Consider the following 19,439-nt stretch of genomic DNA (forward strand, 5'->3'; position numbering starts at 1 on the left):
TGCGTGTGACCAGGCTCGGGCGGACGTCCGCCACGGCTCTCTCCGCCCTGACCGTCGCCGGCCTGCTGGCCGGGTGCGGTTCCGGCGAGGCGTCCGGCGCGGAGGCGCTGACCGTCTACAGCGCGCAGCACGAGAGCCTGGTCCGCACCATGCTCGAGGGGTTCACCGACGAGACCGGCATCGAGCTGGAGTTCCGGGACGCCAACGACGCCGAGCTGGCCAACCAGATCGTGCAGGAGGGCGACGCCTCCCCGGCCGACGTCTTCCTCACCGAGAACAGCCCGTCGATCGACATCCTCGACCGGGAGGGCCTGCTGGCCCCGCTGGAGCAGTCCACGCTCGACCAGGTGGACGAGCAGTTCCGGCCGGGGTCGGGCAACTGGACCGGCTTCGCCGCCCGCTCGACCGTGCTGGTCTACAACCCCGAGGTGCTGCCCGAGGCGGAGCTGCCCGCGTCGATCCTCGACCTCGCCCGGCCGGAGTGGGAGGGGCGCGTCGGCATCGCCGCCGGCGGGCCGGATTTCCAGGCGATCGTCAGCGCCGTCCTCGCGCTGCGCGGGGAGGAGGAGACCCGGGCCTGGCTGGAGGGGCTGGAGCGCAACGCCGGGGTCTACCAGAGCAACACCGCGGTGATGGTCGCCGCCGACGAGGGCGAGATCGACGCCGGGATCATGTACCACTACTACTGGTACCGCGACCAGGCCGAGAACGCGCTGAAGGGCGACGACGCCCGCCTGCACCTGTTCCGCAACCAGGACCCGGGCGCGTTCGTCAGCGTCTCCGGCGCCGGGGTGCTGGCCTCCAGCGACCAGCCGGAGGAGGCCCAGCAGCTGGTCGCCTACCTGACCAGCCCCGCGGCCCAGGAGCGGCTGGCCGAGAGCACCGCGCTCGAGTACGCCGTCGGCACGGGGGTGGCCTCCGCCGACGTCCTGCCGCCGCTGGCCGACCTGCAGGCGCCGGACGTCGACCCCGGCTCCCTCGACCAGCAGCGCGTCACCGAGCTCATGCAGGAGGTGGGGCTGCTCTGAGCGCGCCCGCGTCCGGCTCCGCCGAGCCCGGGACGGCGGTCCGGCCGCCCGTCCCGGGGCGGTCCCGCGCGCGCACCGGGCTGCGCCGCACCCCGGTCACCCTCCTGCTGGCGGCCGCGGTGGCCGCCCTCGCGCTGCTGCCGCTGGGCTACATCGCCGGCTACACCCTCGACGTCGGCTGGAGCGGGATCCGGGAGCTCGTCCTGCGGCCGCGGGTGGGGGAGCTGCTCTGGAACACCGCTCGCCTGGTCGGCGGCACGGTGCTGCTGTGCGCCGTCCTCGGCGTGGGGGCGGCCTGGCTGGTGGAGCGCACCGCCCTGCCCGGACGGCGGGTCTGGCACGTGCTGCTCGTCGCCCCGCTGGCCGTTCCCGCCTTCGTCAACAGCTTCGCCTGGATCTCGCTGCTGCCCGGCGTCGACGGCTACGGCGGCGCGCTGCTGGTCGTGACGCTGTCCTACTTCCCGTTCGTCTACCTGCCGGTGGTGGCCGCCTTCCGCGGGTTGGACCCGGCCCTGGAGGAGACCGCCCGCGGGCTGGGCCTGTCCAGCTGGGCGGTGTTCTTGCGGGTGCAGGTGCCGCAGCTGCGGGTGGCCCTGCTCGGCGGCGGCCTGCTCATCGCGCTGCACGTGCTCGCCGAGTTCGGCGCCCTGCAGATGCTGCGCTACGCCACCTTCACCACCGCCATCTACGACCAGTACCGGGCGACGTTCAACGGGCCGGGCGCCACGATGCTGGCCGGCGTCCTCGTCCTGCTGTGCCTGCTGCTGCTCCTCGCCGAGGTGCGGCTTCGGGGCCGGCGCGGCTACGCCCGCACCGGCGCCGGGGTGGCCCGTCCCGGCCGGCCGCTGCGGCTCGGCGCGCTCGGTGTCCCGGCCCTGCTGGCGCTCGCCGCGCTCGTCGGCCTGTCGCTGGCGGTGCCGCTCGGCAGCCTGGCGACCTGGCTGGTCCGCGGCTCGTCCACCGGCCTGGACGCCGCCGCGCTGGCCACCACCACCGGGACGACGCTCGGCCTGGCCGCGGTCGCCGCCGTCGTCACCACCGCGATGGCGCTGCCCACCGGCTGGCTCGCCGTCCGCGCCCGTGGGCGGGTGGCCACGCTGCTGGAGCGCAGCACCTACCTGGGCAGCTCGGTGCCGGCGATCGTCATCGCGCTGGCCCTGGTCACCATCGCCATCAACGTGACGCCGTGGATCTACCAGACCGTGCCGGTGCTGCTGGCCGCGTACGCGATCCTCTTCCTGCCCCGGGCGATCGTCACCGTGCGCGCCGCGGTCGAGCAGTCGCCCCGGCTCTACGACGACGTCGCCGCCTCGCTGGGCGCCACCGCCGCCGACCGGCTGCGCCGGGTCACCCTGCCGCTGCTCGCCCCCGGCATCGGCGCCGGCGCCGCGCTGGTCTTCCTCGCCGTCGTCACCGAGCTGACCGCCACGCTGCTGCTGGCCCCCACCGGGACGACGACGCTGGCGACCGCGTTCTGGTCGGCCAGCAGCGCCCTCGAGTACGGGGCGGCCGCGCCCTACGCCGTCGTCATGGTGCTGCTCTCGGCACCGGCTACCGTGCTGCTCTCCCGCGACGCCCGCAGAGGTCTGACCCCATGAGTTCGCTGACCGTCACCGCCGTGACGAAGTCCTACGGCGCCACCCCGGTCCTCACCGGGGTGGACCTGCACGTCCCCGAGGCGGGCTTCACCGCGCTGCTCGGGCCATCAGGCTGCGGGAAGACGACGCTGCTGAGGCTGATCGCCGGCTTCGACGACCCCGACTCCGGCGCGATCGAGGTCGGCGGCCGGCTGGTGGCCGGGCCGGGTCGCTCGGTGCCCGCCCGCCGCCGCTCCATCGGGTTCGTGCCGCAGGAGGGCGGGCTGTTCCCGCACCTGACCGTCGCCGGCAACGTGGCCTTCGGCCTGCCGCGGCGGCTGCGCCGCGACACGACCCGGGTCGGCGGGCTGTTGGCGCTGGTCGGCCTGGACCCGGCGCTCGCCCAGCGCTCGCCGCACCAGCTGTCCGGCGGGCAGCAGCAGCGGGTGGCCCTCGCCCGCGCGCTGGCGCCGGAGCCCTCGCTCGTGCTGCTGGACGAGCCGTTCTCCTCCCTCGACGCCTCACTGCGCGAGGAGACCCGGCAGGCGGTGGCCGAGGCGCTGGCCGCGACCGGGGCGACGGCGGTGCTGGTCACCCACGACCAGGCCGAGGCGCTGTCGATGGCCGACCAGGTCGCCGTCCTGCGCGGTGGCCGGCTGGTGCAGCTGGCCGACCCCCGCACCCTGTACCGCAGTCCCCGCGACCTCGACGTCGCGATGTTCGTCGGGGAGTCGGTCGTCCTGGACGCCGACGTGCGGGGCGGGGCGGCCCACTCGGTGCTCGGCGTCCTGCCGCTCGAGCGGCCCTGCCCCGACGGCCCGGCACGGGTGCTGCTGCGCCCGGAGCAGCTGCGGCTCGGCCTCCCCGGCGGCGACGGCCCCACCGCCCGCGTGCGGGCCGTGGACTTCTTCGGCCACGACGCCCGGGTTCGCCTGGAGCTGCCGTCCGGCGAGGAGTTCAGCGCCCGTCTGGAGGGCTGGGACCTCCCGGCCGCCGGGCAGGACGTGTCGGTCCGGGTCAACGGCGCGGCCCTGCCGTTCCCGGCCGGCGCGGCCGACGAGCCGGCCCTCGCGTGACCTGACCACCCCACGACGGCTTAGGTGTGCCTAAGCTCACCGCCGTGGATCTCTTCCTCTTCACGGTCGACCCCGCCTGGGGCGCCGACGTGGTGGCCGCCGGAGCGGCCGGGATCGTCGTCGACTGGGAGCGGAGGGGGAAGCACCGCCGGCAGCGCGGCGAGGGCACCCAGATCAACACCGACACCCCCGAGGACCTCTCGCGCATGCGGGCGGCCACCCCGGGCCGGCTGCTGTGCCGGGTCAACGGCTTCGGGCCCTGGACGGCCGCGGAGGTCGACGACGCGGTGGCCCGGGGCGCCGACGAGGTGCTGCTGCCGATGGTGCGCAGCGGCGAGGAGGTCGACCGCACGCTCGACCTGGTCGCCGGCCGCTGCGGGCTGGGCATCCTCGTGGAGACCGAGGACGCGGTGCAGCAGACCGCGCAGCTGGCCCGCCGGCCGCTGTCCCGGGTGTACGTGGGGCTCAACGACCTGCGCATCGACCGCGGCGCGACGCAGCTGTTCACCCCGCTGGTCGACGGCACGGTCGACGCCGTCCGCGCGGTGGTGTCCCAGCCGTTCGGCGTCGGCGGCCTGACCCTGCCCGAGGGTGGCTTCCCCGTGGCCGCCGAGCTGCTGGCCGCCGAGCTGGTGCGGCTGGGCGCGGACTTCACCTTCCTGCGCCGCTCGTTCACCGCCGACATGGCCGGCCGCGACCCGTTCGTCGAGGTCCCCCGGCTGCTGGCGACGCTCGACGGGCTGCGCCTGGCCGGCCGGGACGACGTCGAGGCCCGGCGTGCGGCGTTCGTCTCGGCGGTCGGCGGCGTTCCGGAGGCGCAACCGGCGTGAGGGCCGCGGTCACCGGCGCCGGGGGTTTCGTCGGCCGGCACCTGGTCGCGCGGCTGCGGTCCGACGGCTGGGACGTCGTCGCGCTCACCCGGGCCGACGTCGACCTCGCCGACCCCGTCGCGGCGACGGCGGCGGTGCGCGCCGCCGATCCGGACGTGGTCTTCTCCCTCGCCGCCGGGCGGGCGAAGGCGACCCCCGCGGACCGGGCGGCCACGGTCGCGGTCAACACGAGCCCGTGGCTGGTCGATGCGCTGCCCGACCGCTGCCGCGCCGTCGTCCGACTGGGATCCTCGACCGAGTACGCGGCCGACCCGCGTCCGCTGACCGAGGAGGCGCCGCTGCACCCGCGCGGCTTCTTCGGGGCGACCAAGGCCGCGGGCTCGCTCCTGCTGCAGGCGGCCGCCGCCGAGCGCGGCGTGCGGGCGGCGGTGCTGCGGGCCTTCCAGGTCTACGGACCGGGCGACCACCCCACCCGGCTGGTGCCGGTCGTGCTCGACGCGGCCCGCACCGGCGCCGTCGTCGCGCTGCCCGGCTCCGTCAGCCGGCGCGACTGGGTGTGGGTGGGCGACGTCGTGGACGCCTGCGTCCGCGCCGCACTGGCCGCGGACCTGCCGGCCGGGCAGGTGCTCAACATCGGCACCGGCGTGCAGACGGCGACCGAGGAGCTGATCGCCACCGCCGAGCGGGTCACCGGGCGCCCGATCGCCACCGCGCCCGGCGCGCACCCCGGCCGGGACTGGGACACCGCCGACTGGGTCAGCGACCCCGCGCTGGCCGCGCGGCTGCTCGGCTGGGCGCCCACCGTCGACCTCGCCGAGGGCCTGGCCCGCACCTGGGCCGCCGGCGCATGAGCGCCGGCCCGCGGGTGGCGGTCGTCGTCCCGGTCTACCGCAGCGCCGCCACGCTGGTGCCGCTCGCGCAGCGTCTGGCCGCCGCGCTAGAGGGCCGGGACTGGCGGCTGCGGCTGGTCATCGACGCCTCGCCCGACGACAGCGCGCGGGTCGCCGTGGACCTCAGCGCGGCCGATCCGCGGATCGCGGTCACCGGGCTGACGGTCAACGGCGGCCAGCACGCCGCGCTGGTCCACGGGCTGGCCGCCGAGCCGGACGCCGACGTCTGGGTGTGCCTGGACGCCGACCTCCAGGACCCGCCCGAGGCGGTGCCGCGGCTGCTCGACCGGCTGGCGGAGGACGACGTGGAGGCGGTGTTCGCCGGCCGCCGCGGCGCCTACGAGTCGCGCCTGCGCCGGCTCACCGGAACCGCGCACCGGGTGCTCGCCGCCCGGCTGACCGGGCTGCCGCCGGACGCGGGCGCCTTCCTCGCCATGGGGCCGCGGGTGCGGGCCGCCGTCCTGGCCGCGCAGGCGCCCAGCGTCGTGCTCGCCGTGGGCCTGGCCCGCCGCCCGGTGACCAGCGTGCCGGTCGCCCGCGACCGCCGGTCCGAGGGCCGCTCGGCCTGGACGGCGCGGGCCCGGCTGCGCCAGTCGGCCCGCTCCCTCGGCTGGGCCCTGCGGCACCGCCGCTGAGAGCTCAGCTGCGGTTGCCGTAGCGGCGCATCGTCAGCGGGCCGAGGACGGCGACCAGCGCGGCCGCCCAGCCGAGGACGAGCAGGACGTCGACGGCCGCCGCCTCGCCGTGCATCAGCCCGCGCACGCCGGTGACCAGGTGGCTGATCGGGTTGACGTCGACGAAGGACTGCAGCCAGCCCGGCATCGTCGAGGGGTCGACGAAGATGTTGCTGCCGAAGGTGAGCGGCGTGATCACCAGCATGCTCCAGCCCATCACCGCGTTGGGGGTGCGCAGCTCGAGCGCCAGGAACGTCCAGATCCAGCCGAGCGCGAAGGCGAAGACGAGCAGCAGCCCGATCGCGGCCAGCACCCCGGGCAGCCCGGCCCGCGGCCGGAAGCCCAGCACGACCCCGAGGGTGACCACCACGGCCGAGGCGAGGGTGAACCGGACGACGTCGCCGAGCAGCGCCCCGACCAGCGCGCTGGGCCGCCACACCGGCAGCGAGCGGATGCGGTCGAAGACGCCCTTCTCGATGTCGGTGTTGAGGGCGACGCCGGTGTACATCGTGATCATGAGGATGCTCTGCACGAGGATGCCCGGCAGGAAGAACTGGATGTAGGCGTCGACGGTGCCGGCCAGGGCGCCGCCGAAGAGGAACGTGAAGATCAGCGTCATCATCACCGGGAAGGCGGTGACGTCGAACAGCTGCTCGGGCACGTGCTTGATCTTGAGCAGGGTGCGCCAGCCGAAGGTCGCCGACGCCGCCCAGGGGCCCTGCGGGCGCGGCCGCTCGCCGGCGATCAGCGCCTCGTGCACCGCCGCGCTGTCGGGTGCGTCCAGCAGGACGTGCCGGCTCTCGGTCGTGGTCACGTCTGGCTCTCCTCGTCGGGGTCGGTGGGGCGGGGCCCGGTGGACTCGGCCGGGTGGCCGGTGAGCGCGAGGAACACCTCGTCGAGGCTCGGCTGGCCCAGCGCGAACTGGGCCAGGCCGACCTCGGCGTCCTCCAGGGCGGTGAGCGCACGGGCCACCGGGCTGGCGTCGTCCACCCGGGCGGTCAGGGCGGCCGGGTCGCTCTCCTCGCGGACCGGCACGGCCAGCACCCGCTCGAGCAGCGCCCGGGCCGCCCCGCGGAACTGCGGATCGCGGACCCGCACGTGCAGGGTGCCGGTGCCCACCGACGCCTTGAGCTCACCCGGCGTCCCCTCGGCGATCACCCGGCCGGAGTCGATGACCGAGATGCGGTCGGCCAGCTGGTCGGCCTCGTCGAGGTACTGGGTGGTCAGCAGGACGGTGGTGCCGCCGCGGACCAGGGCCCGCACGACGTCCCACACCTGGTTGCGGCTGCGCGGGTCGAGGCCCGTGGTGGGCTCGTCGAGGAAGATCAGGTCGGGGCGCACGACGATGCTGGCCGCGATGTCGATGCGCCGCCGCATGCCGCCCGAGTAGTGCTTGACCTGCTTGCCGGCGGCCTCGCCGAGGCCGAAGGCGGCGAGCAGCTGCTCGGTGCGCTGCCGCGCCGCGGGCCGGGAGTAGCCGAGGAGGCGGGCCAGCAGCTGCAGGTTCTCCGCCCCGCTCAGGTCCTCGTCCAGGCTGGCGAACTGGCCGGTGAGGCTGACCCGCGCGCGCACCGCGTCGGCCTCGGTGACGACGTCGTGGCCGAACACCCGCGCGGTGCCGGCGTCGGGCCGCAGGAGGGTGGCCAGCACGCGGATCGTCGTCGTCTTCCCGGCGCCGTTGGGACCGAGGAAGCCGTGCACGCCGCCGCGGGGGATGCGCAGGTCGACGCCGTCGACCGCGCGGGTGGTGCCGAAGTGCTTGACCAGCCCTTCGGTCTCGATGGCCAGCTCGCCGCGACTCCCGTCGTCCGGGCCCTGCCGCTGGGCCGGCACCGCGTCTCCGACGTACGCCGCCACGGACCCCACCTCGCCTTCTCGGTCGGCGCCCCCACGATGCCGCGGGGGTCTGACAGGAGGACGCGGGGGCGCCCGCGAAGTCATCGGTGGGCCGGTCAGCGGGCCCAGAGCTGCACGACGAGGTCGGTCTTGGTCGCGGGGAAGGCGTGCTCGTCGACGATCCGCAGGCCGGCATCGGCGAGGATCCCGTCGTCGTCGGTGGGCACCGGCTCGCCGTCGACGATGCGGCGGACCAGCCACACCCGGTCGGCGGTCGCGGGCGCGTCGTCCGGCGGGAGGACGACGTCGGCGCGCAGCTGCGGCGCCGCCGTCCGGACGTAGTGGTCCAGGCCCGTGGCCGAGCGCTGGTCGGCCGCCACCACCGGCTCGCCGGCCGTGTGCCGCGCGGCGAGGAGCGCGACCGCCTCGTCGGCGCGCTCGCGGGGCTCACGGTCGGCCAGTGGGGCGGCGGCCAGCAGCGAGCAGGCGACCAGCAGCGCGGCGACGGGGCTGCGGGCGCCGCGGGGCAGGGCGAGCGCGCCGGCCGCCGCGAGGACCCCAAGGCCGAGCAGGCCGGCCAGCAGGTACCGGGGGAGGAACACCGGGCGCACCAGCTCGGCCACCAGCAGCAGGACCAGGGGGACGAGCAGCCAGCAGCCGCCGACGACCCGCACCCCGACGCCGCGCAGCGCGCCGAGCACCGCCAGGCCGACGGTCAGGTAGAGCAGCGGGGTGCGCCCGCCGGCCCACGCCTCCACGGCCAGCTCGGCCAGCGTGCCGCCGGTGTCGCGGAGGTGCTCGGCGTTGCGGGCGCCCGTGCCGTTGAGCAAGTTGACGCCGATCAGCGCGGCGGGAGGGAGCACGGCGGCCGCGCCGGTGAGGACGACGGGGAGCGCCCGGCGGCCGCGCAGGAGCAGGGCCGCGACGACGAACGCGGCCAGGACCGTGACGGCGTACCAGTGCGCCAGGCCCATGCCGGCACCGGCCAGACCGAACAGCACCAGCCCGCGCGGCGCCTCCTCCAGCCAGCGGACCAGGCCGAGCAGCGCCCCGCCGGTGGCGAGCACGGCCAGCCCGTACGGCCGGGCCTCCACCGCCTGCTCCAGCAGCAGCGGGTTCGCCGCCAGCAGCACCCCGGCCAGCACCCCGGTGGGGCGGCCGGCCAGCCGGGTGACCGCCCGGGTGACCAGCGTGAGCCCGCCGGCCGTGGCCAGCAGCGACAGCTCCCGCAGCGAGGTGTCCCCGCCGAGTCCGGGCAGCGACACCCAGGCGTGCACGACGACGTAGTAGGGCGCGTTGTACGACGGCGGGACGTCGACCAGGTAACTCGTCGTCCCACGGCCCTCGACGATCGCGGCCAGGATCTCCCGCAGCGGCTGCCGGCCGACCTCGGCGGTGAACAGCTCGTCGAACCAGAGCCCGTGCCCGGGGAGCAGCAGCACGGTGCCCAGGACGGCGACGACGACAGCGGGCAGCAGCTCGATCGGGAGCCAGCGCGCTCGCGTCGGCGGGGGTGCGGACGTCGGCGTCGGTACCCGGGCCGCCGTCGCACTCACGCCGAGCAGGTTAGGCGACCCTTGCCCCCCGCGTCCGCGCGGCGCAGTCGACTGTCAGTCTCGGTCGTTCTCCGGGTCGTCCTGGCGCTTGTGCCCGCGCTGCCAGAGCGGAACGGCGATCCACCACCAGGCCAGCAGCGCGGCCACGGCCGCGGTGGTGATCCACGCCTGGGTCAGGTCGAAGACCACGTCGGTCACGAGCAGCACGGCCGAGCAGATGGCGAGGGCCAGCACCAGCAGCCCGGCGAACGCCGACCGGTGGCTGCGCCGCAGCAGGTTCTCCTTGTCGTGCTGCCGGAACAGCACGCGGTGCTGGGCGGCCGGCGCGATGAGCAGCCCGGTGGCGACGGCCGCGGCCAGCAGCGTCACGAAGTAGACGTCCCGCTGGAACTCGGTCAGGTCCGCGCCGCGCTGCTGGAACGGCACCACCAGCAGGAAGGCGAACAGGAACTGCACCCCCGGCAGCGCCACCCGCAGCTCGTTGAGCAGCTCGATGAGCTCCCGGTCGATCCGCTCCTTGCGGCTCTCACCATCCGAGCCGCCCTGGCGGCGCGACGCCTGGACATAGGTCATGCCCCCACCACCCTCGCCGTTCACCCATCGTTCACCCGGAGCGGAGTAGTGCCACCAATCGGGCCCGGGTATGCGCCGCGCATGTCGATGTGGACCCCGATGGAGCCCAACCTCGGTCGCGCTGACGACGGGATCCCCGCCGCTGACCCCGGGGCGGGCGCGCCCCCGCCGGCCGAGGGGTTCGGGATCGGGGGCGAGGAACCCGACCGGTCACCGGAGACCGACGAGGGCGCGGCCGACGAGACGGACCTGCCCGCGGACCCGCCGTTCCGGACGCCGGACCCGGCCGACGTCAGCCGCCACGACCGCTGACCGCGACCCGGTCGACGCAGTCGGCGGTCGGCGGGCGGCGGGCGATCAGTGCTGCGCGATGCCGCGGGCGACCTCGCCCGGCCGCTGCTGCTCGCCGGCGTAGGAGCTGACGGCCACGAGCGCACCGGTGAGGGCGGGGATGACCCACTGCAGCCGGTCGAGCTGCTCCTGGGCGGCGGCCACCTCGGCCTTGGTCCGCTTGGCCGGCTTGGTGCCCGACCGCGCCGGCACAGCGCCCGCGCCGGACACGACGATGCCCAGCGACCTGCTGTAGGCCGTCACGCCGAGGGCGGCGACGGTGAGCGCCGTCTTCAGCACGCTCATCCCGGCCACGCCCTGCTGGCGGGCCACCCGACCACGGTTGCCGAGCAGTTGGCCGACGCTGCCGACCACGTGGGCACCGATCGCCGCGGCGTTGACCGGCGTCCACCGGTCCCAGCCGGCGTTGGCGACCCGACCGGTGTCGCGGCCGCCGGCCTCGCCGGCCGCGGGGTTCAGGGCGACGGCGTTCGCCAGCGTGCCGCCGAACCAGGCGGCGAGGCCGACGTCGTGCAGGGAGCGGGACAGGGTGTTGCGGGCCATGGGGGAACTCCCGGGAGGAGGGGACGTGGACCCCGCGGGACTACCCGTGGCCCCGGGAGGCGAACCCGGTTGTGCCCAACTCAGCTCGCGTAGCGGGCCGCGGCACGCTGCCGCGCCTTGGCCGCCTCCACCTCGCGGTCCTTGGGCGGCGCGGAGCTGACCAGCGCGGCCAGCAGCCGGGACGAGGCCTCCGCGACCTCGGCGACGGCCCGGTCGAAGGCCTCCGCGTTGGCCCGCGACGGGCGCGTGACCCCGCTGATCTTCCGCACGTACTGCAGCGCGGCGGCCTCGATCTCGTCGTCGGTCACCGGGGGCTCGAAGTTGGCCAGGGGCCGGATGTTGCGGCACATGGCGGCAGCGTAGGAGCGGACACCGACGTCGGGCAGCCCCCGCGGGGTCAGCGCCCGAAGCCGGCGCGGTCGATGCGGCGGTGGTAGCGGGTGCCGAGCCGGCCGCCGAGGAGCGCGCCGACCAGCGTCATCAGGACCATCGCCAGCAGCGTGACGAGGCCCGCGGTGGTGGCGGTGCCCTCGTCGACGGGGATCCGGGGCAGGTCGAGGGCCTCGAGCACGTTGTACTGCCGGCCCAGCAGGTAGCCGGCGACCGACAGCGCGACGACGACGACCAGCCCCACCAGCCAGACCGCCAGCCCCTGACGGACGCCGTTGAACCGCGCCATCCGCCCGGCCACGTACCCGCCGGCGAGGTAGGCGAGGAACAGCACGACCAGCAGGGCGACGGCGCCGGAGAGCCCGATGGTGGACGCCTGCGCGGCGACGTCGTCCGCGTCGGACAGGCCCTGGGTCAGGCCGAGGGCGACGCCGGCCGCGGACAGCAGCGCGACCAAGAGGACGGCCAGCCCGTTGGCCGACAGCCAGCCGAAGAACGCCGCGCCCCACTTGATGCCGCCGAAGTCCGACCGCTGGGCGGCCACCGCGTCCAGGGCGGCGCCGCGGGTCGCCGAGGCGCCCTCGCGCGTCCCGTCGTGGTCGTGGGCGGTGCGGTCGCTGCTGGCCATGGGAACCTCCTCGGGGGTGGGTCGCCCCGGGTGCCCGACGGTGACCAGCGCAAACGGCCCGTCCCCCGGTCGGGCGAACGGAACCGGAGGAGGCGCGCGATGACCGTCGTGCTCGTCGACACCGCGAACGTGCTCGGGTCCCGCCCGGACGGCTGGTGGCGGGACCGGGCCGGTGCGACCACCCGGCTGCTGTGCCGGCTGGCTCCGCTGGCCGGGTCGGTGGTGGCGGCACCCGGCGGCGGGACGCTGCGGTGCGTCGAGCTCGTGGTGGTGGTCGAGGGCGCGGCGCGGGACGTCCGCGGGCCCGACGGCGTCACGGTGGTGCGCGCGGCCGGCAGCGGGGACGACGCCCTCGCCGACCGCGCCGCGCGACTGGCCGCGGAGGGGGCGCCGGTGCTCGTCGTCACCGCCGACCGCGGGCTGCGCGCGCGGCTGCCGGCCGGGACGGCGGTGGCCGGTCCCGGCTGGCTGTTCGGCGTCCTCCCCGAGGAGAGCGCGTGACGGCGCGGCCGCGGGGGTAGACCGCGGACGTCGCCGAGCCGAGGCGGTCGGAACGCCGTGCCCGCCCTCGGTCCCAGTCCGAGGAGCCGCATGCCGCCGTCCGCCACGCCGTCCCGCCCCCTGACCGTGCTGGTCACCGGCGCCTCCAGCGGGATCGGCCGGGCCACCGTGCACGCGCTCGCCGGCCGGGGCGCCCAGCTGGTGCTGGTCGCGCGCGGCCGCGAGTCCCTGGAGGAGGTCGCCGCCGAGGCGCGGGAGCGCGGCGCCGCGGAGGTCGTGGTCTGCCCGGCCGACGTGACCGACGCCGACGCGGTGCAGCGGGTGGTGGACACCGCCGTCGCACAGTTCGGCCGGCTGGACGCGGTCGCGCACTCGGCGCAGACGATGGCCTACGGGCGGATCGAGGACGTTCCGCGCGAGGCGTTCGAGGCCGTCGTCGACACCAGCCTGCACGGCACCGCCAACGTCGCGCGCGCCGCCCTGCCGGTGTTCCGCCGGCAGGGCCGGGGCCACCTGGTGGTCGTCAGCTCGCTGCTGGCCTCGGTCACCGCGCCGCTCATGGGCACCTACGCGGCGGCCAAGTGGGGCCAGCTCGGGCTGGTGCGCACCCTGCAGCAGGAGGTGCGCGACGCCCCCGGCGTGGACGTCTCCGCGGTCGCGCCGGGCGGGGTCAACACGCCGATCTACTACCAGGCCGCCACGTGGGCCGGCAGCACCGGTCGTCCGCCACCGCCGGTGTACTCCGCCGACCGGGTGGCCCGGTCGGTCGTGGCGCGGCTGGACCGGCCGCGGCGGCTGGTGCAGTCCGGCGTGGCCAACCCGGTGGTCATCGCCGGCTTCCGGCTGCTGCCGGCGGTCTACGACGCGCTCGTCGGGCCGCTGTTCCGGTGGTTCGCGCTGGCCGGGGACGGCGCGTCGCCGTCGGAGGGCAACGTCTTCGGCTCGCGGCCCAGTGGCAACGCCCGGGACGGTCGCTGGCGCGGGCTCTGACCCCTCACCAGCGGGCGGGCCGCTCCGGGAGGCCGGCCTCGAAGGCGGCGACCAGCGTGGCCGCCACGTCGCGCAGCTTCACGTTGCGCCGCTGCGAGGCGAGCCTGAGCAGGTCGAAGGCCTGCTCGGCGGTGCACCGCTCCTGAGACATGAGCAGCCCGACCGCCTGGCCGATCGTGGTGCGGGTGTCCAGGCCGCCGAGCAGCTGGTCGGCGCGGTCGTCGCCGTCGGCGATGCGCAGCGCCACCGCGAGGGCACCCGAGGCGTGCTCGGCCCAGCGTGCGGCGGTCGTCTCGTCGTCGGCGGCGAAGGCGCGCGGCTCGGTGGAGTAGAGGTTGAGCGCCCCCTGCGGGCGGTCCTCGACGACCAGGGGCAGCGAGAGCGAGGAGCGGACGCCGAGGCCCACGGCCAGCTCGGGGAACCGGCCCCACCGCTGCTCGGCGGCCATGTCCTCGACGCGGACGACGACGCCCGCCCGCAGCGCCTCGAGGCAGGGGCCGTCGTCCACCTCGTACTGGTGCTCGTCGGCCCGCTGCGCGAGCGGCCCGGTGGCGCTCACCGTCACCGCGCCCGAGGAGCGGGCGAGGGTGAGGCCGCACGCCTGCGCGCTCGGCGTGTGCCGGGCGGCCAGTCGCACCAGGTCGCCGAGGAAGTGGTTGAGGTCGCCGCCGGCCGCCAGGGTGGCGACGAGGTCGGCGTCCGCGCGCGGCGGTTCCCTGTCGAGCGTGCCCACCGGTCCTGCGTCCTCCCGAGTCCAGCGCACGCCACCCGGCCGTGCGCCACCGAGTATCCCGCACCCGACCGGCTCGAGCCGGGTCGTGTCGCGGGTGTCACCACGGCGTTCCGTTCGCCTCCTCCGGGTTGACCTGGCCGGGAGCGGCGAGAACGCTGACCCCACCCGTGATCCGGGGGCCGACCGGGAGGTCTGCCGTGACCGCTGAGCCGGGCACCCGCCCCACCCCCGCCCACCACCGTGCCGGGGTCGAGGCCGAGCGCGTCGACGAGGGGTACCTCTCCAAGCGGCAGCTGCGCAGCGGCAGCGCCGGCTGGCTGCTCCTCGCCGGGCTCGGGGTGTCGGCCGTCATCTCCGGCGACTACGCCGGCTGGAACTTCGGGCTGGCCGAGGGCGGGTTCGGCGGGCTGCTCATCGCCGTCGTCCTCATGGCCGTCATGTACACCGCCATGGTCTTCGGCCTGGCCGAGCTGGGCTCGGCGCTGCCGACCGCCGGCGGCGGGTACACCTTCGCCCGCCGCGCGCTGGGGCCGTGGGGCGGGTACGCCACGGGCGTCGCGGTGCTCATCGAGTACGCGATCGCCCCGGCCGCCATCGCCACCTTCATCGGCGCCTACGTCGAGTCCCTCGGGCTGTTCGGGATCACCGACGGCTGGTGGGTCTACCTGGCCGCCTACGCGCTGTTCATCGGCATCCACCTGATGGGCGTCGGCGAGGCGCTCAAGGCCATGTTCGTCGTCACGGTCGTCGCGCTGGTCGGCCTGGCCGTCTTCCTCGTCGGCGCCGTTCCGCAGTTCGACGCCGGGAACCTGCTCGACATCGCGCCGACCGACGCGGCCGGGGCCTCGTCCTTCCTCCCGTACGGGATCCTCGGGATCTGGGCGGCGTTCCCGTTCGCCATCTGGTTCTTCCTCGCCGTCGAGAGCGTGCCGCTGGCAGCCGAGGAGGCCCGCGACCCGGCCCGCTCGATGCCGCGGGGGATCGTCGCCGCGATGGGCGTCCTCGTCGTGCTCGCCGTCCTCATGCTGGTGTTCACCCCCGGGGCGGCCGGGTCCTCGGCGATCGCCGGGTCGGGCAACCCGCCGGTCGACGCGCTCGCCGGTTCCGCGGCGCCGGACGGCATCACCCGGGTGGTCAACTACGCCGGCCTGTTCGGGCTCGTGGCCAGCTTCTTCTCGATCATCTACGCCTACTCGCGGCAGACCTTCGCCCTCTCGCGGGCGGGCTACCTGCCCCGGGCGCTGTCGGTGACGAACGGCCGGAAGGCGCCGATGCTGGCGCTGCTGGTGCCCGGCGCGATCGGCTTCGCGCTGTCGCTGACCGGCCAGGGCGCGATGCTGCTCAACATGGCCGTCTTCGGGGCGACGGTGTCCTACGTGCTGATGATGGTCAGCCACATCGTGCTGCGCCGCCGCGAGCCGGGCCTGGCCCGGCCCTACCGGACGCCGGGCGGCGTGGTCACCACCGGCGTCGCGCTCGTGCTGGCGGCCGCCGCCGTCGTCGCCACCTTCCTCGTCGACGTCACCGCCGCGCTCTGGACCCTCGGCGCCTACGCCGTGTTCCTCGCGTACTTCGCGCTCTACAGCCGCCACCACCTGGTCGCCTCGGCGCCGGAGGAGGAGTTCGAGCTGCTGGCCGAGGCAGCGGAGGACGTCCGATGAGACGTCGCGGCACCGTCGCCGGGCACGCCTACGAGTTCCCGACCCTGGTGGAGCTGCTGGCCAAGGCCACCCCGGCCCGGTCGGGTGACGTGCTGGCCGGCTGCGCCGCGGAGTCGGCCGCCGAGAGGGTCGCGGCGCAGACGGTGCTCGCCGACGTCCCGCTGGCCACCTTCCTCGAGGAGCAGGTGGTCGGCTACGACGAGGACGACGTCACCCGGCTGGTCCTGGACACGCACGACCGCGCCGCCTTCGCCCCGGTCGCGTCGCTGACGGTGGGGGAGTTCCGCGACCGGCTGCTCGCCTGGACGGCCGCGGGCGACGAGGCGGCGATCAGCGGCCTGGCCCGCGGGCTGACCCCGGAGATGGTCGCGGCGGTGTCCAAGCTGATGCGCAACGCCGACCTGGTCGCGGTCGGGCGGCGGACGCGGGTGGTCACCGGGCTGCGCAGCACCCTGGGCCTGCCGGGCCGGCTGGCCTCGCGGCTGCAGCCCAACCACCCGACCGACGACCCGCTCGGCGTGACCGCCTCCATCGTCGACGGGCTGCTGCAGGGCTGCGGGGACGCCGTCATCGGGATCAACCCGGCCACCGACTCCCCGGCGCGCACCGTCGCGCTGCTCGAACTGGTCGACGCGGTGATCACCCGGTACGCGATCCCCACCCAGTCCTGCGTGCTGGCCCACGTCACCACCACGCTGCGGGCGCTGGAGCAGGGCGCGCCGGTCGACCTGGTGTTCCAGTCGGTGGCCGGCACCCAGGCGGCCAACCGCGGCTTCGGGGTGACCCTCGACCTGCTCGCCGAGGCGCGCGCCGGCGCGCTGGAGCTGGGCCGCGGCACCGTCGGGTCGAACGTGACGTACTTCGAGACCGGGCAGGGGGCGGCCCTCTCGGCCGACGCGCACCGGGGGATCGGCGGGCGGCCGGTCGACCAGCAGACGCTGGAGACCCGCGCCTACGCCGTGGCCCGGCACTTCGAGCCGCTGCTGGTCAACACCGTCGTCGGCTTCATCGGCCCGGAGTACCTGTACGACGGCAAGCAGGTGCTGCGCGCCGGACTGGAGGACCACTTCTGCGGCAAGCTGCTGGGCCTGCCCATGGGTGTCGACGTCTGCTACACGAACCACGCCGAGGTGGACGGCGACGACATGGACGCGCTGATGCTGCTGCTCGGGGCGGCCGGCTGCACGTTCCTCATCGCCGTCCCGGGGTCGGACGACGTGATGCTGCACTACCAGTCGCTGTCGTTCTCCGACGTGCTCTCCACCCGCTCGGTGCTCGACCTGCGTCCCGCGCCCGAGTTCGAGGAGTGGCTGGCGCGGATGGACCTGCTCGACGACGCCGGCCGGGTGCGGGAGCTGTCCGCCGACGCGCCCGCGGCCCGGGCCCTGCTCGCGGCGGCGTCGGCATGACCTCGGCGCTGGACCAGCCGCTGCCGCCGGGCGACGACCCGTGGTCGGTGCTGCGGGCGGCCACCCGCGCGCGGGTGGCGCTGGGTCGGGCCGGGGACGCGCTGCCCACCGCCCGCGAGCTGGAGTTCCGCGCCGCCCACGCCGCGGCGCGGGACGCGGTGCACCAGCCCCTGGACCCGGCGGTGGTGCGGGCGTCCCTGCCCGGCGCCGAGGTCCTCGAGGTGCACTCGGCGGCGCCCGACCGCGCCACCTACCTGCAGCGCCCCGACCTGGGCCGGCAGCTGGCGGAGGGCACGACGCTGCCGCGGACCGACGCCGATCTGGCCCTGGTGATCGCCGACGGGCTCTCGCCGCGCGCGGTGCACGAGCACGCCGCCGGCCTGGCCACGGCGCTGCTCGAGCGGCTGCCCGGCTGGCGCGTCGCCCCGCTCGTGCTGGCCTCGCAAGCGCGGGTGGCGCTCGGCGACGCGGTGGGGGCCGCCCTCGGCGCGCGGGCCGTCGTCGTCCTCGTCGGGGAGCGGCCGGGGCTGTCGTCGGCCGACTCCCTGGGCGTCTACCTCACCTGGGACCCGCGGCCCGGGCGAGCGGACTCCGAGCGCAACTGCGTGTCCAACGTCCGCCCGCCGCACGGGCTGTCCTACGCGCAGGCCGCCGACACGGTCGCCGCGCTGCTGTCGGCCGCCCGGCAGCTGGGCGCCTCGGGCGTGGCGCTCAAGGACGAGGGGCCGGCGCTGCCCGCCGGTGCCGGGTAGCCCCACCGAGGGCAGGCGACCGCGTCGGCGTCGCCGAGCGGATGACCCAGACAGCGCCCGGCGACACCGGCGGGCGTCGTGCAGTGTCGACCGGCCGGAGCGCGCCGGGAAGGCGGCCGGACGGGTTCCGGTGTGGCGGTCGCCCTCCGTGAGCTGGAGGTCAGCGTCGGCGGAGCAGCCGGGCCAGCGCGTGCCGCCGTCCGCCCGCGAGCTCCTCGACGGGCACGGGCACGGGCGCCGGTTCCGGCACGTCGGCCAGCGCCGCGTGCCGCTCGCGCAGCCGGGCCCGGATCTCCTCGGGGGTGTGTGCCCGGCGCTGCCGCTCGTTGCGGGCGAGCACGGCGCCGGTCGCCGCGACGCCGGCGAGGCCGGCCAGTCCGAGCAGCTTCCAGGCGCGCATGATCCGTAACGTAGCGCCGTGCCCGAGCTGAGCCTGGACGAGGCGGTCGAGCTGACCCGCACCGGCGACGTGTGGGTCTTCCGCGGCGCCTCGGTGGCCGACCGGGCGATCCGCGCGCTGACCAACGCGCCGGTCAACCACGTCGGCATGGCGGTCGTGCTGGAGGACCTCCCGCCGCTGCTCTGGCACGCCGAGCTCGGCCGGTCGCTGCCCGACGTCTGGACCGGTCAGCACCAGCGCGGCGTCCAGCTGCACGACCTCGCCGACGCCGTCCGCACCTGGGCACACCGGTACGGCCAGCGGGCCTGGCTGCGCCAGCTGGTCGGCCCGGCCGACGACGGCGGGGTGACCCCCGAGATGGAGGACGCCGTCCTGCGCGCCGTCGCCCGGCTCGACGGTCGGCCGTTCCCCACCACCCGCGGGCTGGCCGCGGGGTGGCTCAACGGCCGGCTGCGGCGCGGGACGTCGGCGGAGACGGTGTACTGCGCCGAGCTGGTGGCCGCGACCTACACGGCGATGGGCCTGCTCGACGGCGGCCGGCCGCGCAACTCCTACGACCCCGGCAGCTTCTGGTCCGGCGACGACCTGCGGCTGCTGCAGGGCGCCCGGCTCGGCCCGGAGATCCCGGTCGGAGTGCCGGACGCAGGTGCGAGCCACCCCTCCGGCGGGTAGGGCACAGACCGGGTCCGCCCGGCGTTGAACCAGTGCGCGGGAGGAACCCGTGCAGAGAGGCCGCCATGAGCAGCGTCCACTGGGTCCGGCCGGACATCGCCGGAGACGTCGTCGCCATCGCCTTCGCCCCCGGGGCCGCGCCGCCGCGGGAGATCCGCATCCGCCCGGAGCTGTACGAGCGGATGCTCGCGCAGATGCCGCCGGACGAGCGCAGTGCAGTGGCCGGCTGCGGGCGCCTCGGCTCCCCGGCCGGGGTCCCGCTCGTCGTCGACCCGGTCCTCCCGGAGTTCCCCGGCTACGAGATCGTGCGCGCCCGCCCGGAGCACGCCGCGGCCTGACCGGGGACCTCCCCGCCGGGTGGTGCCGGCC

23 protein-coding genes are annotated in these 19,439 nt (G+C 76.1%); 14 read left to right on the forward strand and 9 right to left on the reverse strand.

From position 1 onward, the window contains the following. The first annotated feature begins 5 nt into the window (after positions 1 to 5). The 6 genes from PGN05_RS06135 (at position 6) to PGN05_RS06160 (ending at position 6,036) form a co-directional block, all read left to right on the forward strand. Positions 6 to 1,028 (forward strand): iron ABC transporter substrate-binding protein, encoded by a 1,023-nt coding sequence (locus tag PGN05_RS06135; protein WP_419751645.1) that lies wholly within the window; start codon positions 6 to 8, stop codon positions 1,026 to 1,028. Positions 1,029 to 1,147: 119 nt separating this feature from the next. Next, entirely contained in the window at positions 1,148 to 2,626 is a 1,479-nt protein-coding gene (locus tag PGN05_RS06140) for an ABC transporter permease (protein WP_419751646.1), read from the forward strand. Beyond that, positions 2,623 to 3,681 carry an ABC transporter ATP-binding protein gene (locus PGN05_RS06145; protein WP_419751647.1) on the forward strand — a complete coding sequence of 353 codons (1,059 nt, stop codon included), beginning with the start codon at positions 2,623 to 2,625 and terminating at the stop codon, positions 3,679 to 3,681. The genes PGN05_RS06140 and PGN05_RS06145 overlap by 4 nt, the downstream gene beginning before the upstream one ends. A gap of 44 nt (positions 3,682 to 3,725) precedes the next feature. Next, a complete protein-coding gene (locus PGN05_RS06150; RefSeq protein ID WP_419751648.1) occupies positions 3,726 to 4,511 on the forward strand; it encodes an aldolase in 786 nt (261 codons plus the stop codon). Beyond that, on the forward strand, positions 4,508 to 5,362 hold the full coding sequence (locus PGN05_RS06155; RefSeq protein WP_419751649.1) for an NAD-dependent epimerase/dehydratase family protein: 855 nt from the start codon (positions 4,508 to 4,510) through the stop codon (positions 5,360 to 5,362). The genes PGN05_RS06150 and PGN05_RS06155 overlap by 4 nt, the downstream gene beginning before the upstream one ends. Continuing rightward, positions 5,359 to 6,036 (forward strand): glycosyltransferase, encoded by a 678-nt coding sequence (locus tag PGN05_RS06160; protein ID WP_419751650.1) that lies wholly within the window; start codon positions 5,359 to 5,361, stop codon positions 6,034 to 6,036. The genes PGN05_RS06155 and PGN05_RS06160 overlap by 4 nt, the downstream gene beginning before the upstream one ends. A 4-nt stretch (positions 6,037 to 6,040) precedes the next feature. On the opposite strand, the gene PGN05_RS06165 is transcribed toward PGN05_RS06160, so the two are convergent. The 4 genes from PGN05_RS06165 to PGN05_RS06180 all read right to left on the reverse strand — a co-directional run bounded on the left by PGN05_RS06165 (position 6,041) and on the right by PGN05_RS06180 (position 10,040). Further along, positions 6,041 to 6,889, reverse strand: a complete 849-nt coding sequence (locus tag PGN05_RS06165) for an ABC transporter permease (protein WP_419751651.1) — start codon at positions 6,887 to 6,889, stop codon at positions 6,041 to 6,043. After that, on the reverse strand, positions 6,886 to 7,932 hold the full coding sequence (locus tag PGN05_RS06170) for an ATP-binding cassette domain-containing protein (protein ID WP_419751652.1): 1,047 nt from the start codon (positions 7,930 to 7,932) through the stop codon (positions 6,886 to 6,888). The genes PGN05_RS06165 and PGN05_RS06170 overlap by 4 nt, the downstream gene beginning before the upstream one ends. 95 nt (positions 7,933 to 8,027) lie before the next feature. Continuing rightward, positions 8,028 to 9,467, reverse strand: a complete 1,440-nt coding sequence (locus PGN05_RS06175) for a hypothetical protein (protein ID WP_419751653.1) — start codon at positions 9,465 to 9,467, stop codon at positions 8,028 to 8,030. Positions 9,468 to 9,521: 54 nt separating this feature from the next. Next, entirely contained in the window at positions 9,522 to 10,040 is a 519-nt protein-coding gene (locus tag PGN05_RS06180) for a DUF6328 family protein (protein WP_419751654.1), read from the reverse strand. Positions 10,041 to 10,121: 81 nt separating this feature from the next. Between PGN05_RS06180 and PGN05_RS06185 the strand changes: the two genes are divergently transcribed. After that, complete coding sequence (locus tag PGN05_RS06185; protein WP_419751655.1) at positions 10,122 to 10,352, forward strand: hypothetical protein; 231 nt, start codon at positions 10,122 to 10,124, stop codon at positions 10,350 to 10,352. Positions 10,353 to 10,397: 45 nt separating this feature from the next. Here the strand turns inward: PGN05_RS06185 and PGN05_RS06190 are convergent, their stop codons facing one another. The 3 genes from PGN05_RS06190 to PGN05_RS06200 all read right to left on the reverse strand — a co-directional run bounded on the left by PGN05_RS06190 (position 10,398) and on the right by PGN05_RS06200 (position 11,952). Continuing rightward, on the reverse strand, positions 10,398 to 10,934 hold the full coding sequence (locus PGN05_RS06190; RefSeq protein WP_419751656.1) for a hypothetical protein: 537 nt from the start codon (positions 10,932 to 10,934) through the stop codon (positions 10,398 to 10,400). A gap of 80 nt (positions 10,935 to 11,014) precedes the next feature. Continuing rightward, the gene (locus tag PGN05_RS06195; protein ID WP_419751657.1) at positions 11,015 to 11,284 is read right to left on the reverse strand and encodes a DUF2277 domain-containing protein; all 270 of its coding nucleotides are present in this window, start codon (positions 11,282 to 11,284) and stop codon (positions 11,015 to 11,017) included. Between the two features lie 47 nt (positions 11,285 to 11,331). Further along, complete coding sequence (locus PGN05_RS06200; protein WP_419751658.1) at positions 11,332 to 11,952, reverse strand: hypothetical protein; 621 nt, start codon at positions 11,950 to 11,952, stop codon at positions 11,332 to 11,334. Between the two features lie 99 nt (positions 11,953 to 12,051). Here PGN05_RS06200 and PGN05_RS06205 point away from each other — a divergent pair, with 99 nt between their 5' ends. Next, the gene (locus PGN05_RS06205) at positions 12,052 to 12,453 is read left to right on the forward strand and encodes a hypothetical protein (RefSeq protein WP_419751659.1); all 402 of its coding nucleotides are present in this window, start codon (positions 12,052 to 12,054) and stop codon (positions 12,451 to 12,453) included. 90 nt (positions 12,454 to 12,543) lie between these two features. Next, entirely contained in the window at positions 12,544 to 13,443 is a 900-nt protein-coding gene (locus PGN05_RS06210) for an SDR family NAD(P)-dependent oxidoreductase (protein ID WP_419751660.1), read from the forward strand. A 4-nt stretch (positions 13,444 to 13,447) separates the two neighbouring features. On the opposite strand, the gene PGN05_RS06215 is transcribed toward PGN05_RS06210, so the two are convergent. Further along, positions 13,448 to 14,176, reverse strand: a complete 729-nt coding sequence (locus PGN05_RS06215; protein ID WP_419751661.1) for a GAF and ANTAR domain-containing protein — start codon at positions 14,174 to 14,176, stop codon at positions 13,448 to 13,450. Between the two features lie 197 nt (positions 14,177 to 14,373). On the opposite strand from PGN05_RS06215, the gene eat reads away from it, so the two are divergent. From eat to eutC, 3 genes are read left to right on the forward strand one after another with little or no spacing between them, the layout of a single operon-like run. After that, on the forward strand, positions 14,374 to 15,837 hold the full coding sequence (eat, locus tag PGN05_RS06220) for an ethanolamine permease (RefSeq protein WP_419751662.1): 1,464 nt from the start codon (positions 14,374 to 14,376) through the stop codon (positions 15,835 to 15,837). Then, on the forward strand, positions 15,834 to 17,246 hold the full coding sequence (locus PGN05_RS06225; protein WP_419751663.1) for an ethanolamine ammonia-lyase subunit EutB: 1,413 nt from the start codon (positions 15,834 to 15,836) through the stop codon (positions 17,244 to 17,246). Before eat ends, PGN05_RS06225 begins: the two co-directional genes overlap by 4 nt. Beyond that, complete coding sequence (eutC, locus tag PGN05_RS06230; protein WP_419751664.1) at positions 17,243 to 17,998, forward strand: ethanolamine ammonia-lyase subunit EutC; 756 nt, start codon at positions 17,243 to 17,245, stop codon at positions 17,996 to 17,998. Before PGN05_RS06225 ends, eutC begins: the two co-directional genes overlap by 4 nt. Positions 17,999 to 18,158: 160 nt before the next feature. On the opposite strand, the gene PGN05_RS06235 is transcribed toward eutC, so the two are convergent. Continuing rightward, a complete protein-coding gene (locus PGN05_RS06235; protein WP_419751665.1) occupies positions 18,159 to 18,398 on the reverse strand; it encodes a hypothetical protein in 240 nt (79 codons plus the stop codon). A gap of 18 nt (positions 18,399 to 18,416) precedes the next feature. Here PGN05_RS06235 and PGN05_RS06240 point away from each other — a divergent pair, with 18 nt between their 5' ends. Together PGN05_RS06240 and PGN05_RS06245 are read left to right on the forward strand one after the other, a co-directional pair. Then, positions 18,417 to 19,070: a hypothetical protein gene (locus tag PGN05_RS06240; protein WP_419751666.1), complete on the forward strand. Its 654-nt coding sequence runs from the start codon at positions 18,417 to 18,419 to the stop codon at positions 19,068 to 19,070. Between the two features lie 65 nt (positions 19,071 to 19,135). After that, positions 19,136 to 19,408, forward strand: coding sequence for a hypothetical protein (locus PGN05_RS06245; protein WP_419751667.1), 273 nt, complete (start codon positions 19,136 to 19,138; stop codon positions 19,406 to 19,408). Positions 19,409 to 19,439: the final 31 nt, after the last annotated feature.

The organism is Geodermatophilus sp. CPCC 206100, from assembly GCF_048569675.1.
In the GTDB taxonomy this organism is placed as follows: Bacteria; Actinomycetota; Actinomycetes; order Mycobacteriales; family Geodermatophilaceae; genus Geodermatophilus.

Excerpts from the sequence above, each read along its gene's own strand:
- PGN05_RS06180 (WP_419751654.1), bottom strand. The coding sequence starts at position 10,040 with ATGACCTATGTCCAGGCGTCGCGCCGCCAGGGCGGCTCGGATGGTGAG.
- PGN05_RS06185 (WP_419751655.1), top strand. The coding sequence starts at position 10,122 with ATGTCGATGTGGACCCCGATGGAGCCCAACCTCGGTCGCGCTGACGAC.
- eutC (WP_419751664.1), top strand. The coding sequence starts at position 17,243 with ATGACCTCGGCGCTGGACCAGCCGCTGCCGCCGGGCGACGACCCGTGG.
- PGN05_RS06200 (WP_419751658.1), bottom strand. The coding sequence starts at position 11,952 with ATGGCCAGCAGCGACCGCACCGCCCACGACCACGACGGGACGCGCGAG.
- PGN05_RS06195 (WP_419751657.1), bottom strand. The coding sequence starts at position 11,284 with ATGTGCCGCAACATCCGGCCCCTGGCCAACTTCGAGCCCCCGGTGACC.
- PGN05_RS06210 (WP_419751660.1), top strand. The coding sequence starts at position 12,544 with ATGCCGCCGTCCGCCACGCCGTCCCGCCCCCTGACCGTGCTGGTCACC.
- PGN05_RS06205 (WP_419751659.1), top strand. The coding sequence starts at position 12,052 with ATGACCGTCGTGCTCGTCGACACCGCGAACGTGCTCGGGTCCCGCCCG.
- PGN05_RS06225 (WP_419751663.1), top strand. The coding sequence starts at position 15,834 with ATGAGACGTCGCGGCACCGTCGCCGGGCACGCCTACGAGTTCCCGACC.
- PGN05_RS06245 (WP_419751667.1), top strand. The coding sequence starts at position 19,136 with ATGAGCAGCGTCCACTGGGTCCGGCCGGACATCGCCGGAGACGTCGTC.
- PGN05_RS06160 (WP_419751650.1), top strand. The coding sequence starts at position 5,359 with ATGAGCGCCGGCCCGCGGGTGGCGGTCGTCGTCCCGGTCTACCGCAGC.
- PGN05_RS06145 (WP_419751647.1), top strand. The coding sequence starts at position 2,623 with ATGAGTTCGCTGACCGTCACCGCCGTGACGAAGTCCTACGGCGCCACC.
- PGN05_RS06235 (WP_419751665.1), bottom strand. The coding sequence starts at position 18,398 with ATGCGCGCCTGGAAGCTGCTCGGACTGGCCGGCCTCGCCGGCGTCGCG.
- PGN05_RS06190 (WP_419751656.1), bottom strand. The coding sequence starts at position 10,934 with ATGGCCCGCAACACCCTGTCCCGCTCCCTGCACGACGTCGGCCTCGCC.